Origin of the sequence: uncultured Methanobrevibacter sp. (genome assembly GCF_947170395.1) — an archaeon.
GTDB lineage: Archaea > Methanobacteriota > Methanobacteria > Methanobacteriales > Methanobacteriaceae > Methanocatella.
In genome coordinates this window covers 1-14866 of the sequence record NZ_CAMVTE010000016.1, presented here as the reverse complement: position 1 = coordinate 14866, position 14866 = coordinate 1, and the positions used below count along the sequence as shown (strand labels likewise).

Genomic DNA, 14866 nt, shown 5'->3' with positions numbered 1-14866 from the left:
ATCACTCAATCAGTTTCATTCCATTGATGGCAATTTCCATTATCCTCTTTCTTAATTCGATATCGTCATCGCTTATTCCAACTTCAGCTTCCCATTCCTTTGAAATCTTTCTGATTTTTGGAACTATTTCACTGCCTTTTTTTGTTGTATTCAGCATGTATTTTCTTCTGTTATCGGGATTTATCTGCCTTTCAATGTATCCGTCGTCCTCGAATTTCCTCAATACCTTGGCTATGTTTCCTTTGCTTTGGCCAAACATGTTTACAATATCTTCCTGAGAGCAGTTCGGATTGTCATATATGAAAATGATATATCGCATATTATGATCAAATTCGAAATCATCTATCTTTGATTTCATGTATTTCTGCTGATTCAGGGATATGTTATGAATCCATGCAATAAATGGGGAATTTTTAACAAGATTTTGGGAAATTTCTTCATCCATCATCATCACCTGAATTAAGATATATTAAAAAAAGAATATAAATGTTTCTAATGAAACAGTTATTTTTGAAACAGTGTAAATTTTAAAAAAAATAAAGATTTAGACAAATCAGTCCAAATCTTCTTTCCAGCCTCTGTCCATTTCTTCCTTGGAGTCGGTATCATATGCATATCTGAACCTTGAAACGGAACTGAACAATGTTCCCAATCCTGCAGATGATTTTTCATAATTTGCAGCACGTTTTCCGGTGATTCCAAGGGATTGTGCCTCTGAATAGGAGTCAATGTCTGCACCGATGAAGAGAAACTCCCAGTCATGGCTTTCGATGAGTTTCTTTACGTCCTTTCTTTTGAATTGAGTGGAGGCATTTTCAAGCCCGTCGGTTGTAATTACAAACATTACCTTTTTGGCCACTTCGCCATCCAAAGACATGATTGTTCTTCCGATTGCATCAAGAAGTGCGGTACAGCCGCTGGCGTAATACTCATCACTTGTAAGCTCACTAACTTCATCAATAGGTTTTCTGGTGTATAAAATATGGTATTCATCATCGAATAATACTAATGTTACACGGGTGTTTTTACCATTTTCCTTTTCCCTTCTAATGAAGGAATTGAATCCACCGATAGTATCCTTTTCAACATCCCACATGGATCCGCTTTTGTCGAGAACAAAGACCAAATCCATGTCAACTTCACTGCTGTCATTTAAACTTTTGAATGATTTAACAGTAGTTACATTTTTCAAATCATTTAAATTACCCATTTGTTTACCTCCTTAAATTATTAATGAAGTGATTTGAACCCTTCAAGTAACTACTCTGTTTCAACTTTAATATAAATAGCTGAAAGAAAAAGCTTTATGGAAAAAGAAAAATTGGAAATTATTTTTTTGAAAAATTATTAATGAAGTCTTGTGGATTTGAAAAATCATCGAGATGGTCTTTAAGTTCCTCTTCTGTTAAATCCCACCAATTGGTTCTGTTTAGTTTTTCTGATGTTTCTTCATCAAAACGCCTTTTCAATAACTTTGCTGGCACTCCTGCCCATATCTCATATGGAGGTACATCCTTGGTTACAACAGAACCCGCTGCAATAACGGCGCCGTTGCCTATTGATTTGCATGATGGTAAGATGGTTACATTGTCGGCTATCCATACGTCATTGCCTATGGTGAGTTTGGAGCGTTTTCTGAAATCCCTGTCGACCCAGCCAAAGGATGGATTGAACCAGCAGGGATGGGTTGTAACGCCATCTGTTGGATGATTTAGGGATATCCTTCTGAAGTTATGGCCTATGCTTACATATTTTCCTATTTTTAAAGGTCCATCTATATATTCACGGGCCCATCCGTAGGATGCGAAACCGGCATCGATTGATTTGTAGGATTTAAAGAGTTGTCTAAGTTTTGGTGATCTCCATTCTCCACCTTCCCTTCGACTTAAATACCATATAACAAATTTACGGCTAAATCGATTCCATTTAAACAGTTTCTCAATAATCATGATAACCCTAAACAATTTTATATATACTAAATTATTTTGTGTTACTGTTTTTTATAGATTTGCACAAATTTTAAAATATAATAAATATGGATTTAAACTTGTAAAATTACAAATTAACATCAATATTGCTTTTAATCATTCAAATGCTTAAATATAATTTGTCAAATAGCATTAAACATGAAATATAATGATTTTTAAAAAACGAGGTGCTATTTAAATGACAAATTTTGACTTTTTAAAAGGCCACAACAACGAGCTGTATGAAATAGGAATGAAGCTTGAGGAGGATGTAATAAGTTCTCCAAGAGCGGTTACTGCAGATGCAACGTTATTTCTGGAAACCCTTGTAAATGACATCTACAGGTTATCAAAAAACAAGCTTGAACGCAATCTGATATCATTTTATAAAAAGATCGATAACCTCTACAGATTGGGAATAATATCCTACATCTATAAAAACAAGCTTCAGGATGCATATAACCTAAGAAACAGAATCCACAAAAACGTAAAAAGCATAGAAGATGAAGGCAAACTTGCTTTTGACCTGCACAAAAGGCTTTATTTTATTGCAAAAAAATACTTCAGGGATTTTTTTGACACAAACATGGACCAGGACATTCCCGATTATAAAAAACCCGAAGATAAGATAATCAGTTTTGATAACTGCATAATATGCGGATGCAAAAACCAAAGCTCCCAGTCAAATATGTGTGAGGAATGCAACAGACAGATTGAAAATGCAAACCTTCTGGTGGGAATCAGGAATTCATTTGAAAAATCAGCCTTTTCCAAAAGGGATTTGATGAATTATGGCTTGTCTGAAAGCGAGGTAATTTCGCTTCTGGTTAGCCTTTCAAGACAGAATATCCTGTTAAAAAAGGGGGATTTCTACTACATTAACGATGATGAGTTTAAAAAATACCTTCGTGAGATTGATGAATACATAGAAATAGGATTGCTTATAACCAAATTCTATAAAAATGAAATGGACACTCAGGAAATAAAAGAAACAATGGCATACTGGAAAGGAGGCATTAACCAAAAGCCATATGTTGAATTCTACAGGCTGGTGCGTCTCAAAATCGAAAGGAATTTTGAAGATAATCTGCTGAAATTTGAAAACATCAAAAAAAGCATAAAACTTTCCTTCATGGATGATTTTAACATGAAGGAATGGTTTGAAAACAAAAAACGGGATTTTCTTGATGGAGAATTGAATGAGGGATTCATACTCTTCAATGAGCTGCTGATTAATGACTATTTCAGATATAGGAAAATAAACATGGATGAGGAAAAAATCAAAAGGAAACTCCATATTTCAGACGAAATATATGATTTTTGGCTCAATAACTTCATGAGTGCGGATTTCATAAACAAAACTACAGAAATCAAAAAGGAATTGTTAATCAAAGAAATAAAAAGGAACAAAACACTAACCGAAGCAATATCACTATCAGGAATGAGCGAAAAGGAATTCAATAAAATTTATTACTTATCTAAAAAGGATGACGATGAGTTCTACAAAAGATTTGATATTGAATACACTCAAAAAAGGCAAAAGACATTTTTAAAACATATCCGAAACAACAACCTCACAAAGGCAATCAGGATAAGCAAAATCACGAAAGGTGATTTCTACAAATGGTACAATCCCGATGAAATGGACTATTTTGAATTCTACATAAGAACCACCGAAATACTCATGAACCAGTATCTCAATTACAGGATAAAAGGTCTCAGCAAAAATCATGTCCTCAAAAAGATGAACATTCCAAAAAAGATGGTTAAATCATGGTTAATGCATGACGAATTTGAAATCGTAAGGGACTTCAAACAGAGAAATGCCGAAATAACATCAAATCTGGTAAAAAGAGGAAAGATCATCAATGCCCTCAAGGACGGCAAAAGCAAACGTGAGGCCATAAGGGCAGCAAATCTTACACCGCAGGAATTTTCAATGATTTACAACAACAGCAAACGTGAAAATAGCAATTTCCACAATAGGTTTGATGAGGAATATGTTGCAAACAGAAAAAAACTCCTTCCAAAGCTTCTTTTAAGCTATGATTTCTACAATGCAATTCAGAAATGTGAAATAACACAAAAGGAATTCCACAAATGGTACATTAAAGACCAGGACAGATACATTTCAAACGAAAATCCAACAGAATTTTACCGAAAGACTACTGAATTGCTTATGGACAAGTATATCAAGTCTAGAAAAAACGGTAAGAACAAACCCGATTCAGCCAAAGAAGTTGGCCTTTCCAATAATTTCATTGATAAATGGCTAAACCACTCAGAGCTTGCGCTGTTCAATGAATTTAAAAAGGCCAACGAGCAGATGGAAATAGAATTGGTTATTGACGGTTTCAGGCAGTTGAAATCCAAAAATGAGGTATCTGAAATCTATGATGTATCCATTAAAACAATCGATGAGTTTATCGATAGGGGTAAAAGCGGATTTGTAAGGTTCGTTGAAATATTTGAGCTATATGAAGATAAGGTAATTCCAGATTTGCTTGATAAGTTTCTTGATGCATTCAAAAACAAACCATTCAATAAAGCAATCAAGGTTTCCAGAATTTCAGAAAATGAATTGCAATACTATTATGAATTGGGCAAATCCGGAGATGGAAAGTTCAAACGGTTTTATGAATCTTTTCTTGACTTAAAGCTTAAGCTCTTCAGCCAGGCAATTTTGGCTCATAAATCAGGTAAGATTGCATTTAAAAATTCATGTCTGAGCAAGGAGGAATATGCAGAAAATGAAAAGAAAATTGAAAAAATTGTTTTTGATGAAAGATTTGAAATCATTATCGGTGAAATAGAAAAAAACAAAACCTCAGGAGAAAAAATTGCCAGAAGGTTGGGCGTTGATGTTGAAGATGTATATGAATGGTATGAAAAGGGTAAAAATGAAGATGAAATTTATGAGGATTTTGCAAGGATTTTTGAAACGGGAGTCATAATACCGAGAGTCATGGCATACAGACATGCAATGTCGATGGGAATTTCAAAAAATTGGCTTCACAAAAAACTTAAAAAGGAATTGGGGTCTAAAGAATACCTGATTTGGGATGAATATGGCTTTATCGACAAGGAGGAGATGAACCATATTAAACTTGATGAGGTTGATAAGGAAGAAATCAAAGGGATTTTGAAGAATTCCGAGTTTATCCAGTGCTGCTTTAAGAAAGATGATGAGGATATATATGAATTCATGAAAAAGGCGGTGAAAAGCAATACCAAATTTGTAAGAAAACCAAACCTTATATCTAAAGCTGAAAGCCCAACTATTTCAAAAAGTGAAATTATCGGCAAGTAGATATAGATATTGAACTTTAATGATGTTGGTATTGTGGTGTTGTTATTTAAAAATAAATGGCCAATGAATTAAAATGATAGTGTTTGTCCCAACTATTGATTTAATTCATTGACTATTAAAGTAAAATTATGGTTTGAGAGATGCTATTTTTCGGCAAGAGTCCAGTAACATCTTTTGGGTGAAACGATAGTTTCGTCCTTTTTCAGTTCCTTCATGATTTTGTCAACTTCCTTTTTTTCAACGCCTGAAATTTCACTAACTTTGGTGGCGTTTAAAGGATCTTCTGAACTTCTGAATGCTTCAATAACTTTTTCTTTGTTATCCATATAATCACCTATATCTAATTATATACTTAATTCATAATATAGTATATAGGTGATTTGATGAGTGAGCTTGAAGAAAAACTGGCCAATCTGGAACACGAACAGTGGTGTGATTGGTCAAAATCAGTTAGCAAGGATATAAAAAAGCTAATAGATTTGATTGACATTGAAAAATTGGACAAATCAGATAAGGATTTTGTTGAAAGCCAAATCAGACGTGTCGATAACTGGAACAGTTATTGGGTTGATTATGATGATTTGGATGATGATGTTAAAGAAAAGGATCGCATATATGCAAGAAAAGTAATAAGAATTATAAAAAAATAAAAATAATGGAGTTTAAGTTACTCCATTAGTCTTTCTTTTTAAATGTATCTACAATAGATTTTAATTGGTTTAAGTCGTCACCGGAGAAGACGTATGCTTTTCCGTCAACTTTGACTAACTCATAGGTATAGCTGTCTTCATCACTATCTTTTACAATAGTCCAACCTTTATATTCACCATCTTTTTGAACATTGTAACCTTGACTTGCTAAATTAGCAATGTAATCATTAGCGGTTGGTACGAGGTTTGAACCGGATCCAACTGCAAGAGTGAATGTAGTATTGGTTGAATTATCAGTTACTAAGTAGAAAGTTGATTGGACACCTTGGTCTTCATTACCAGTTAAGTTAAGAACAGCAGAAGTTTCAGGAAGTTCTAATGTACATCCTTCGAAATCAAAAGTCTTGTTTTCGACTGGTGGCTGTCCCATTAAACTATCTGTTGAGATAATACCTGTTGCAAAAATAGCTACGATTGCAATTATAACAACTATAACAGCAGCTGCAATTGCCATATATTTTTTTTCCATGATATCACTTTTAAATATTCAGCAACCATATCCAAAGAATTTTTTCCAGGATATTGTCAAATTGTTGCTTTATATAATATTTATGTATTTACCATATATAAATTATACAAAGTTTTCACTTTGGTTATAACCATTTTAGGCAATTTCATTATTGCTATACAAAGCTGTAATTTTCAAATTACATATAAAATAAATATCATCAGAAACAGATTTTTAATGGAATAATATGAAAAAAGAATACATTTTAATAGCAATTCTGATTGTTGTTATAATCGCTTTCAGCATACTGATTGTCAATGTAGGCCAAACTTCTCAGGATGAACCTAAAAATATCTCATCACGTGAAATTATTGCCAACAATAGCGATGAGCCGGGAACCGTTGAGGTAATAAGAAACATCGGCAATCCCAACGGCAAAAGAATAGCTTATGTAATAGGTGTCCATCCTCTTGAAAATCAGACACATCAGACCCTGCTGAAACTGCTTCCTACTTTTTCAAATCTGAACAATTCATATGACATCTACATAATTAATGTGACACAGGGCGTTGGCCATTACGGTGACGGATCCTCGGATAACAGCCCCGGAAGGCAGAATGGACAAAACCTGGCATACAGGTACGTCTATCCTGCAATCGTTAACGGATCTTATGATTTGGCAGTTGATATTCACTCAAATGTGGGAGCTTATGAATATAAAACCTTTGTTTTCAGCCCGATTAAGGAGGGTATGGCTAGCCAATATGCAATGGAAGTGTCAAAAAACTCACCAGACATATCCTATTACTCACCAAGCTCAACAACAAGCGGACCTTACCTGACAATACCATTAAATGAAAATGGAATTCCCGCATTTTACTATGAGGAATACAGCTTTTATCCTCAGGATGTTAAAGATGCCCATATGAATGAACTTATTTCAGCTGTTGACAGATTATCATTTTAGTTAAATAGAATGCTTTATGCATAATTAAAGAATATTTAAATAAAATAAAAATTATACTTTAAATATATATAAAAGTGAGAGGGTTTTTATGGATAGGATCGAATTGATAAAATTTATGAGGAAATATCATATTGTAATAATTATTCTGCTCATAATTTTGATTTATTTCATGTTTGTGATGTTCACTGCTCCTCCATTTTCCGATGAAATGAAGGAATTTGATAATTTTAAGGTAACACTGCCTAATGATGCACAAAAAATTGATATTGATGGCGGAATTAAAATAGTCGGACCTGCTACAGAATATCGCTCTGAAATTTATTCAACAGACAATGCTGAAAAATTATATGCTGAAGCAGTAAATGAACTGAATTTAGAAGGGTATGTCCCATATGTTGAATCCTTTAATGATACTCATAATCTGGTAATTGTAGAAATCTATACTGCAATACCTTCAGATACAGAAAACTTTTACACATTTTATGATTTCTTTATTCCAAAAGATGCTTATAATGAAACAACATTTGAGTTAAAGGATACTAATTCAACAATTGGAGTTATTAAAGCTGGAGATCAACCGTTTAATGATTATCTTTTAGATTCTATTAGTTTTGGTGGTTAATATGGCGCATGATATATTTATTAGTTACTCAACAAAAGACAAACAGACTGCTGATGCGATATGTCATGTTCTCGAGCAGAATGGTCTTAAGTGTTGGATTGCTCCTCGTAACATTGCATCAGGTGAAAATTATGCCAAAGAGATTATGGACGGTTTGAAGGCAGCAAAAATTGTTGTTTTAGTATTTTCCAAAAATTCACAGGAATCCGAATTTGTAAACAATGAGATAGATGCTGCATTTAGAAATAACAAATCAATAATTTCATTTAAAATTGATGAAACCCTCCCTGAAAACAAAATGGAATTCTTTTTAAAGAACAAACATTGGCTGGAAGCCTATCCGAATCCTGAAAGCGTATTTGAAAGATTGGTTAAAGATGCATTACGGTTATGTGATGAGGAATACAATAAACAGATAGTCATTGATAATAGTGAAAATTCCAAATCCGTTTCCAATAAACTGCCAACCAGACGTAAGGATTTGGCTTCAATTATCCTGTTATTCACCCCAATCTATTCTTTTGCCTACATTTACATGGGATATGTTGCAAAAGAAAAGGAATGGTTGGCATGGGGAGTTATTTTATTTATACCTTTAATCCTATTATTGTGGGCATTCGGTTTGGATAACGGTGAAACATTTAGACATGCAGGCATAGTTGGCAATTCAATGATTTTATTTTTTATTTTCTGGGCATTGGCATTTATTATAGGAGTTTTCTTTGTAAGAAAAGAGTTTTTAGCCCGCAAAACTGTGCTGTCCATGATGCCTCAAAATGATGAAAGGTATGAAAGTTTGGTTGAGGAGTACATGAGAATTTAAATGGTGAAACAATGGCTCATGAGGTTTATATCTGTTATTCAAGCAAGGACAAGGTGACTGCGGATGCAATCTGTCATACTTTGGAGGAAAACAAGTTCAAGTGCTGGATAAAGCCAAGGGATGTTGGTGTAAGACACATTGCCGAGGAAATCACAGACGCAATACGAGCATCAAAAATAATGGTACTTGTATTTTCCGAAAACGCAAAACAGTCAAACTACGTAAACACCGAAGTAGACATAGCATTCTCATCAAACATACCGATTCTAGTATTCAAAATAGATGATGCAAACCTCGACGGAGGACTCGAATTTTTCTTGGAAAACAAACACTGGCTCGACGCATACCCAAATCCTGGTCCTGAATTCAAAAACCTCGTAATCGATGTGGGAAAACTGCTTGAAAGACCAGTAACAGACCCAATTATTAACAAACAGACTGTAAATAAGATTAATCTAAATCCAATATATGAAAATGCAGATAAAGAAGAATCAAAGAAATTTCTTAAAATATTTGGATATATGTGCCTTGCACCGATCATTATAGTACTAATAGGCTTGATGTTGCACATTGATGATTCAACTGGAAACATGCTTCTTGGAGGCTGTTTCATTATTTTCATTGTATTGCCTATTATATATTTCATAATCAAAAAAATTAGAGGTAAGCGAAATGGTTCATGAGGTTTATATCTGTTATTCAAGCAAGGATAAAGTGACTGCAGATGCAATCTGTCATACTTTGGAGGAAAACAAGTTCAAGTGTTGGATAAAGCCAAGGGATGTTGGCGTAAGACACATTGCCGAGGAAATCACAGACGCAATACGCGCATCAAAAATAATGGTACTTGTATTTTCCGAAAACGCAAAACAGTCAAACTATGTAAACACCGAAGTAGACATAGCATTCTCATCAAACATACCGATTCTAGTATTCAAAATAGATGATGCAAACCTTGACGGAGGACTCGAATTTTTCTTGGAAAACAAACACTGGCTTGATGCATACCCAAATCCCGGACATGAATTCAGAAATCTGGTGATAGATGTTGCAAAACTACTTGAAAAACCAATTGAAGATCCGATTATCAACAAAAAAACTATAAAAACAGTCAATAACATTAAATATGATTATACATCAGGATTAGAAAATAATGCTGAAGCAGACAACAGAACCAAAACATTCATTAAGGCAATTGCCGGTACTTGCATTGTGCCACTAATTTTAGCATTTTTAGGTGCTATGTTTATGGAGGAAAAGATAAATCATGATGTCGGTTATGCCTTGATAGTTATAGGCTTTTTTATTTTTATACTATTCCCAATTTACTTTATCGGTAAATGGCTTTACAATAGAAATTAAAAGTAAAAAAAAGCATGTTTTTTACATGCTTTTATTCAGTTTTGAATGTGTCAGCAACTGCTTTTACATTATCCAGATTATCCCCTTCTATCTGATAGATGTGGGTGTCATCCATTTTTGCCAGCACATATTTTACATGCTCCTGGCCGTTCGGAAGTTTAACATTTTCTATATTTAACACTTCCCAGTCACCATAGGTTCCTTCATATGTTGCTCCAGAAGCAACAGAATTGAATTTGAACTCGTCCATTGATGTGACTATATTGCCGCTCAATATTTCAAGAATGTAATAGTCGTCATTGGTAGTGATGTAATAAGATTTAAGATTTACACCATTATCTTTTGAAGTTTCATTCAATATTGTGGCGGTTACCGGAAGGTCTAATGTGCAACCCTCTTCAAAGACAAATGTTTTGTTATCAACTGCAGATTGTCCTCCGGACCCCATAAGGGCAACAATAGCTATCAGTGCAACTACAATTACAGCTGCAATTATTCCTATATGTAATTTTTTCATTTATATTCCCCTAATTTTCAATTTAATGAGATACTTAAATCTCAATGATGATATATATTAAGCTTAATTAATTTAACAGTTTTGTAGAATTAACCTATTTATATTATTTTAAACAAAGATTTAAATTGATTATTTATTCGAGGTTACCTTATGGACTATGATGTAATTTATATCGGCAGTGGAAATGCCGCATGGCAGGGGGGTCGGTTTTTAAGAAAGGCCGGCCTTAAGATATTGATTGTAGAACAAAGCCTATATGGAGGGGCATGCGCAAACAGGGGCTGCAACTCAAAAGCCCTTCTTGATGCACCATATGAAATCAAAGCATTGACAGACAACTTTGAAGGCGTTGGAAAATCCGGCAATTTTGAAGTTGACTGGTCTGCACTAATGAAATTCAAACAGAAAAGAATTGCGGGCATGTCAATATTTCTGGACAATAAGTTTGATGAATATGACCTTGATGTTGCCCATGGAAAGGGAGTCATACTTGATGAGCATACAGTTCAGGTGGCCGACAGGAAATTCACCACAGATAAAATAGTAATATGTACAGGCCTTAAACCTGTAATACCGGACATTCCCGGCAGCCAGTACCTCCATGACAGCACTGACTTTTTGGATATTGCAGAGCTTCCAGGCCACACAATCATTATAGGTGCGGGATTTGTCGGCATGGAGTTTGCATCAATACTTGCCGAAGCAGGCCTTACTGCTGATGTAATAGTTCGGGGAAACATGGCCTTGAAGTTCTTCCACCAGCCATATGTAGAAAAGGTAATCGATAAATTGAAACAAAAGGGAATCAATTTCCACTTTAACGAGCAGGTAAAAGAGGTCATTGCCAATGTGGACATTCCAAATCCGGATGAAAGGGTTCTCAATACTTCCCAGGGAATGAACTGCGATGAACTTTTAAGAGATCCGGAAGCAAAAATCGACAATATTGCACATGAAAATGGATTCACTGTCAACTGTGAAAGCGGATTGAGCCTAACCGGAGACTATGTCATAGCGGCAATGGGAAGAACCGCCAATGTTGAGGATATCGGTCTTGAGAATGTGGGACTGACATATACAAAAAGCGGAATCAAGGTAAACGGTCACCTGCAGACAGAAGTGCCAAACATATATGCTTCAGGCGATGTTGCAGATACAGGCATTGCCAAACTTGTAACCGTAGCGATACACCACTCCAAATACCTTTCAAAGGAACTTTTGGGCAAAGCCGATGAGATAACCTATCCTGTGGTTCCTGCTGTTGCATATACAATTCCAAGAATAGCCACTGTAGGTGTGCCTGCATATGTGGCCGAAGAAAGTGATGAATATGAAGTGCATCATATAAGATACGGAAATTCATATTCCCTTGAGCTTAAAAACGATTTGACCGCTGAGGCAAAGGTGATTGTTGATAGGGACCTTCAGATTGTAGGGGCTGAAATATATGCTGCCGATGCTGAAAACGTTGCAAACATGTTTGCATTCATAATCAACAAGAAAATCACTCTCGAAGAGCTTGACTATATGATTTACGCATTCCCTTCAAGCAGTTCGGTTTGCCTTTACAAGTTGCATAACATCCATTATGATTTATAGTATAATTTAAATAATGTTAGTGACAATAATTGTTTAAATACGAAAAGGGTGAAATAATGAGTGAAGATAAAATTACATATGATGATGTTCAGCAATATGAAAAGATGTTTTCATTAACACCATCATTTTTACTGGAAAGATTTGCAAAAAAGAATACCAATCTGGTTTTGAAGTTTGAATCAAAGGCCAGAAGCTTTTTATCAAACCTTTCAGATCATCAGAAAAACAAACTGAATATAGTTCTAAACAGCAGTGTTGAAGAACTTCAGGCAGTAATGGCTGATGCTTATTCACGAACCAATAAAAAACAGTACAAAATATTAGCCAATCCTAAATACAGGGAATTTATAGAACTTAATATTAATGAAGTTAGAAAAATGATTGAATGAGGTAATATATATGCAAGATTTTGAAAATATGAAATTCTGCCAATCATGTGCAATGCCAATGGAAAGCGAAGAGATATACGGCACAAATGCTGACGGGTCCAAAAACGAGGACTACTGTATATACTGCTTTAAGGACGGGGAATTCACATCAGACATGTCAATGGAAGAGATGATGGATTTCTGCATTGAAAAGATGGTTGAAATTCACCCGGACATTGACAGGGCTCAGGCAACTGCAATGATGAGTGAAACTTTTCCCAAACTGAAAAGATGGGCCAATGATTAGCTGGCGGATTTGTCAACAATATCATCAACGTTAATATTAACTGATTTTTTGTTTTTTGTAAAATGGGAGAGATATTCAATATTTCCGTTTTTTCCGGGAATTTTGGATATGTCCAAACCTATCATATTATATTCTTTTGTTTTAAAATAGCTTGTTATATCCAAAATGACATCTTTGTGGACTTGCCTGTCCCTGATGATTCCCTTATACTTTTTGGCTATTTCCTTACCACATTCAAATTGAGGTTTTATAAGAAATATCAGTTCAAAATCAGAATTTTCATGTGATATCCTGTCGATGATATGTTTCAGGGATATGAATGAAACATCGGATACTATAATGTCAATGTCATCGAAAAGCTCACTTGGCGCATCCTTGAAATTCATTTGCTCATGCAAATCGATTCTGTCGTCATCTCTAAGGCTATCTGCCATAAGGTCGGTTCCAACATCAATGGCAACCACTCTTTTTGCACCGTGTTTAAGTGCACAGTCTGTAAATCCTCCGGTCGATGAGCCTATATCCATAACGCTCTTGTTTTTAAAATCAATGTTGAATGAATCTATCGCACCATCCAGTTTCAATCCTGCACGGGATACATATTTCAGATAGTCATTGTCGATTATTTCTATCCGGTCGTTAGTTTTGACGTTGTAGCTGCATTTTGTAAGTACTCTGCCGTTTACCTTGACGTTACCTGATTTGATCAGTTCCTTTGATTTGGTTCTAGATGAGATAAAATCATTGTTTACCAGATATTTGTCCAGTCTTTCGTTCATTAAATCACTTCAAAGCCTATGAGCTTTATGTTATTTGAAATCAGTTTTGGATCATCATCAATATCATCGGATAGTTTTGTGGTAATGTATTTTTTATTGTCGTCTGCAAAAACAGTAGCTATATTCAAATCATCATTATCCATCAAAACGCTTGCAAGGAAGTTTGCTCCGCTTGAAATGCCTATTCCCAATCCGAATTCTTTGGCTATTCTTTTTGACATGTTGATTGCATCGCAGTCATGAATCAGAACAATGTCATCAATGATGTCCTGTTCTATGATTTTGGGGATAAAGTCATCACCTATTCCTTCAATCAGGTGACTTCCCTCTTCCATTCCCATTTTGAGGATTGATAATGTTGACGGTTCAAGTGCAAATATTTTTGAATCCGGATTGTTGTCTTTAAGTCTTTTTCCTATTCCCATCAATGTTCCTCCGGTTCCGATACCTGAAACGAATGCATTCACATCAGGCACTGCGTCAATTATTTCCTGACCGGTTTTTGTATATTGGGCTTCAACGTTTAATGGATTGTCAAATTGGAGTGGTCTGTATGCGCCTGTTTTTTGTGCGAATTCCTCTGCAAGTTCCAATGCTTTTTTAAATCCACCTTCCTCTTTTGATACGAGATGGACATGTGCACCATACATTTCTATTAGGTTTCTTCGCTCAATTGATACCCAGTCAGGCATGAAAATGTGGACGTCATGGCCAAACAGAGCACCGATTGCACTGAAAGCTATTCCTGTATTTCCGCTTGTAACTTCTACAATGGCCTGTCCTTCAGTCAAATTGCCGTTTTCTCTTTCTTTTTGGATAATATGTAAAGCAATCCTGTCCTTGATACTTCCTGAGTAATTGTAGTACTCAAGTTTGGCATATATGCTGCCTGTCTTTCCTTCATACTCATAATCAATCTTTATCATTGGCGTATTGCCCACTAACTTATCAACATTCATAATTTCCAATCCAATTAAATGATATAACATTATTAATTATGGTTTTCTATAATAATATACTTTTTTAATATCGGGCTATGTTGAAATCCTTTGTGAAATTTTGTTGAATTGAACGATATTGTAAACTA

The 14866-nt window shown here is 34.9% G+C and carries 18 protein-coding genes; 10 read left to right on the top strand and 8 right to left on the bottom strand.

Annotated elements, in window-relative coordinates; all coding sequences use genetic code 11:
• Position 1: 1 nt before the first annotated feature.
• The 3 genes from Q0W04_RS05625 to Q0W04_RS05615 all read right to left on the bottom strand — a co-directional run bounded on the left by Q0W04_RS05625 (position 2) and on the right by Q0W04_RS05615 (position 1949).
• On the bottom strand, positions 2-445 hold the full coding sequence (locus Q0W04_RS05625; RefSeq protein WP_298501159.1) for a MarR family winged helix-turn-helix transcriptional regulator: 444 nt from the start codon (positions 443-445) through the stop codon (positions 2-4).
• 108 nt (positions 446-553) lie between these two features.
• Positions 554-1210 carry a vWA domain-containing protein gene (locus tag Q0W04_RS05620; protein ID WP_298501158.1) on the bottom strand — a complete coding sequence of 219 codons (657 nt, stop codon included), beginning with the start codon at positions 1208-1210 and terminating at the stop codon, positions 554-556.
• 118 nt (positions 1211-1328) lie between these two features.
• Positions 1329-1949 (bottom strand): CatB-related O-acetyltransferase, encoded by a 621-nt coding sequence (locus tag Q0W04_RS05615; RefSeq protein WP_298501157.1) that lies wholly within the window; start codon positions 1947-1949, stop codon positions 1329-1331.
• Positions 1950-2166: 217 nt separating this feature from the next.
• Here Q0W04_RS05615 and Q0W04_RS05610 point away from each other — a divergent pair, with 217 nt between their 5' ends.
• Positions 2167-5277 carry a hypothetical protein gene (locus tag Q0W04_RS05610; RefSeq protein ID WP_298501156.1) on the top strand — a complete coding sequence of 1037 codons (3111 nt, stop codon included), beginning with the start codon at positions 2167-2169 and terminating at the stop codon, positions 5275-5277.
• A gap of 143 nt (positions 5278-5420) precedes the next feature.
• Here Q0W04_RS05610 and Q0W04_RS05605 read toward each other — a convergent pair whose 3' ends face one another.
• Positions 5421-5603 carry a MarR family transcriptional regulator gene (locus tag Q0W04_RS05605; RefSeq protein WP_298501155.1) on the bottom strand — a complete coding sequence of 61 codons (183 nt, stop codon included), beginning with the start codon at positions 5601-5603 and terminating at the stop codon, positions 5421-5423.
• Positions 5604-5660: 57 nt separating this feature from the next.
• Here Q0W04_RS05605 and Q0W04_RS05600 point away from each other — a divergent pair, with 57 nt between their 5' ends.
• Positions 5661-5927, top strand: coding sequence for a hypothetical protein (locus tag Q0W04_RS05600; protein ID WP_298501154.1), 267 nt, complete (start codon positions 5661-5663; stop codon positions 5925-5927).
• A 25-nt stretch (positions 5928-5952) separates the two neighbouring features.
• On the opposite strand, the gene Q0W04_RS05595 is transcribed toward Q0W04_RS05600, so the two are convergent.
• On the bottom strand, positions 5953-6456 hold the full coding sequence (locus Q0W04_RS05595) for a hypothetical protein (protein ID WP_298501153.1): 504 nt from the start codon (positions 6454-6456) through the stop codon (positions 5953-5955).
• 226 nt (positions 6457-6682) lie between these two features.
• Here Q0W04_RS05595 and Q0W04_RS05590 point away from each other — a divergent pair, with 226 nt between their 5' ends.
• The 5 genes from Q0W04_RS05590 to Q0W04_RS05570 all read left to right on the top strand — a co-directional run bounded on the left by Q0W04_RS05590 (position 6683) and on the right by Q0W04_RS05570 (position 10209).
• On the top strand, positions 6683-7402 hold the full coding sequence (locus tag Q0W04_RS05590) for a hypothetical protein (protein WP_298501152.1): 720 nt from the start codon (positions 6683-6685) through the stop codon (positions 7400-7402).
• 169 nt (positions 7403-7571) lie between these two features.
• Positions 7572-8024: a hypothetical protein gene (locus Q0W04_RS05585; protein WP_298501151.1), complete on the top strand. Its 453-nt coding sequence runs from the start codon at positions 7572-7574 to the stop codon at positions 8022-8024.
• A 1-nt stretch (position 8025) separates the two neighbouring features.
• On the top strand, positions 8026-8847 hold the full coding sequence (locus tag Q0W04_RS05580; protein ID WP_298501150.1) for a toll/interleukin-1 receptor domain-containing protein: 822 nt from the start codon (positions 8026-8028) through the stop codon (positions 8845-8847).
• Between the two features lie 11 nt (positions 8848-8858).
• Positions 8859-9530, top strand: coding sequence for a toll/interleukin-1 receptor domain-containing protein (locus Q0W04_RS05575; RefSeq protein ID WP_298501149.1), 672 nt, complete (start codon positions 8859-8861; stop codon positions 9528-9530).
• Positions 9520-10209, top strand: a complete 690-nt coding sequence (locus Q0W04_RS05570; protein WP_298501148.1) for a toll/interleukin-1 receptor domain-containing protein — start codon at positions 9520-9522, stop codon at positions 10207-10209. The genes Q0W04_RS05575 and Q0W04_RS05570 overlap by 11 nt, the downstream gene beginning before the upstream one ends.
• A gap of 31 nt (positions 10210-10240) precedes the next feature.
• On the opposite strand, the gene Q0W04_RS05565 is transcribed toward Q0W04_RS05570, so the two are convergent.
• On the bottom strand, positions 10241-10726 hold the full coding sequence (locus tag Q0W04_RS05565; protein WP_298501147.1) for a hypothetical protein: 486 nt from the start codon (positions 10724-10726) through the stop codon (positions 10241-10243).
• Positions 10727-10876: 150 nt separating this feature from the next.
• On the opposite strand from Q0W04_RS05565, the gene Q0W04_RS05560 reads away from it, so the two are divergent.
• Genes Q0W04_RS05560 through Q0W04_RS05550 form a run of 3 tightly spaced genes read left to right on the top strand, consistent with a single transcriptional unit; the run spans position 10877 to position 13000 of the window.
• On the top strand, positions 10877-12325 hold the full coding sequence (locus Q0W04_RS05560; protein WP_298501146.1) for an NAD(P)/FAD-dependent oxidoreductase: 1449 nt from the start codon (positions 10877-10879) through the stop codon (positions 12323-12325).
• 56 nt (positions 12326-12381) lie between these two features.
• Complete coding sequence (locus Q0W04_RS05555) at positions 12382-12714, top strand: hypothetical protein (protein WP_298501145.1); 333 nt, start codon at positions 12382-12384, stop codon at positions 12712-12714.
• Positions 12715-12724: 10 nt separating this feature from the next.
• Complete coding sequence (locus tag Q0W04_RS05550) at positions 12725-13000, top strand: zinc ribbon domain-containing protein (RefSeq protein ID WP_298501144.1); 276 nt, start codon at positions 12725-12727, stop codon at positions 12998-13000.
• Here the strand turns inward: Q0W04_RS05550 and Q0W04_RS05545 are convergent.
• Positions 12997-13779 (bottom strand): TlyA family RNA methyltransferase, encoded by a 783-nt coding sequence (locus Q0W04_RS05545; RefSeq protein ID WP_298501143.1) that lies wholly within the window; start codon positions 13777-13779, stop codon positions 12997-12999. The two genes, Q0W04_RS05550 and Q0W04_RS05545, sit on opposite strands and share 4 nt — an antisense overlap.
• Positions 13779-14738, bottom strand: coding sequence for a PLP-dependent cysteine synthase family protein (locus tag Q0W04_RS05540; RefSeq protein WP_298501142.1), 960 nt, complete (start codon positions 14736-14738; stop codon positions 13779-13781). The genes Q0W04_RS05545 and Q0W04_RS05540 overlap by 1 nt, the downstream gene beginning before the upstream one ends.
• Positions 14739-14866 lie beyond the last annotated feature (128 nt).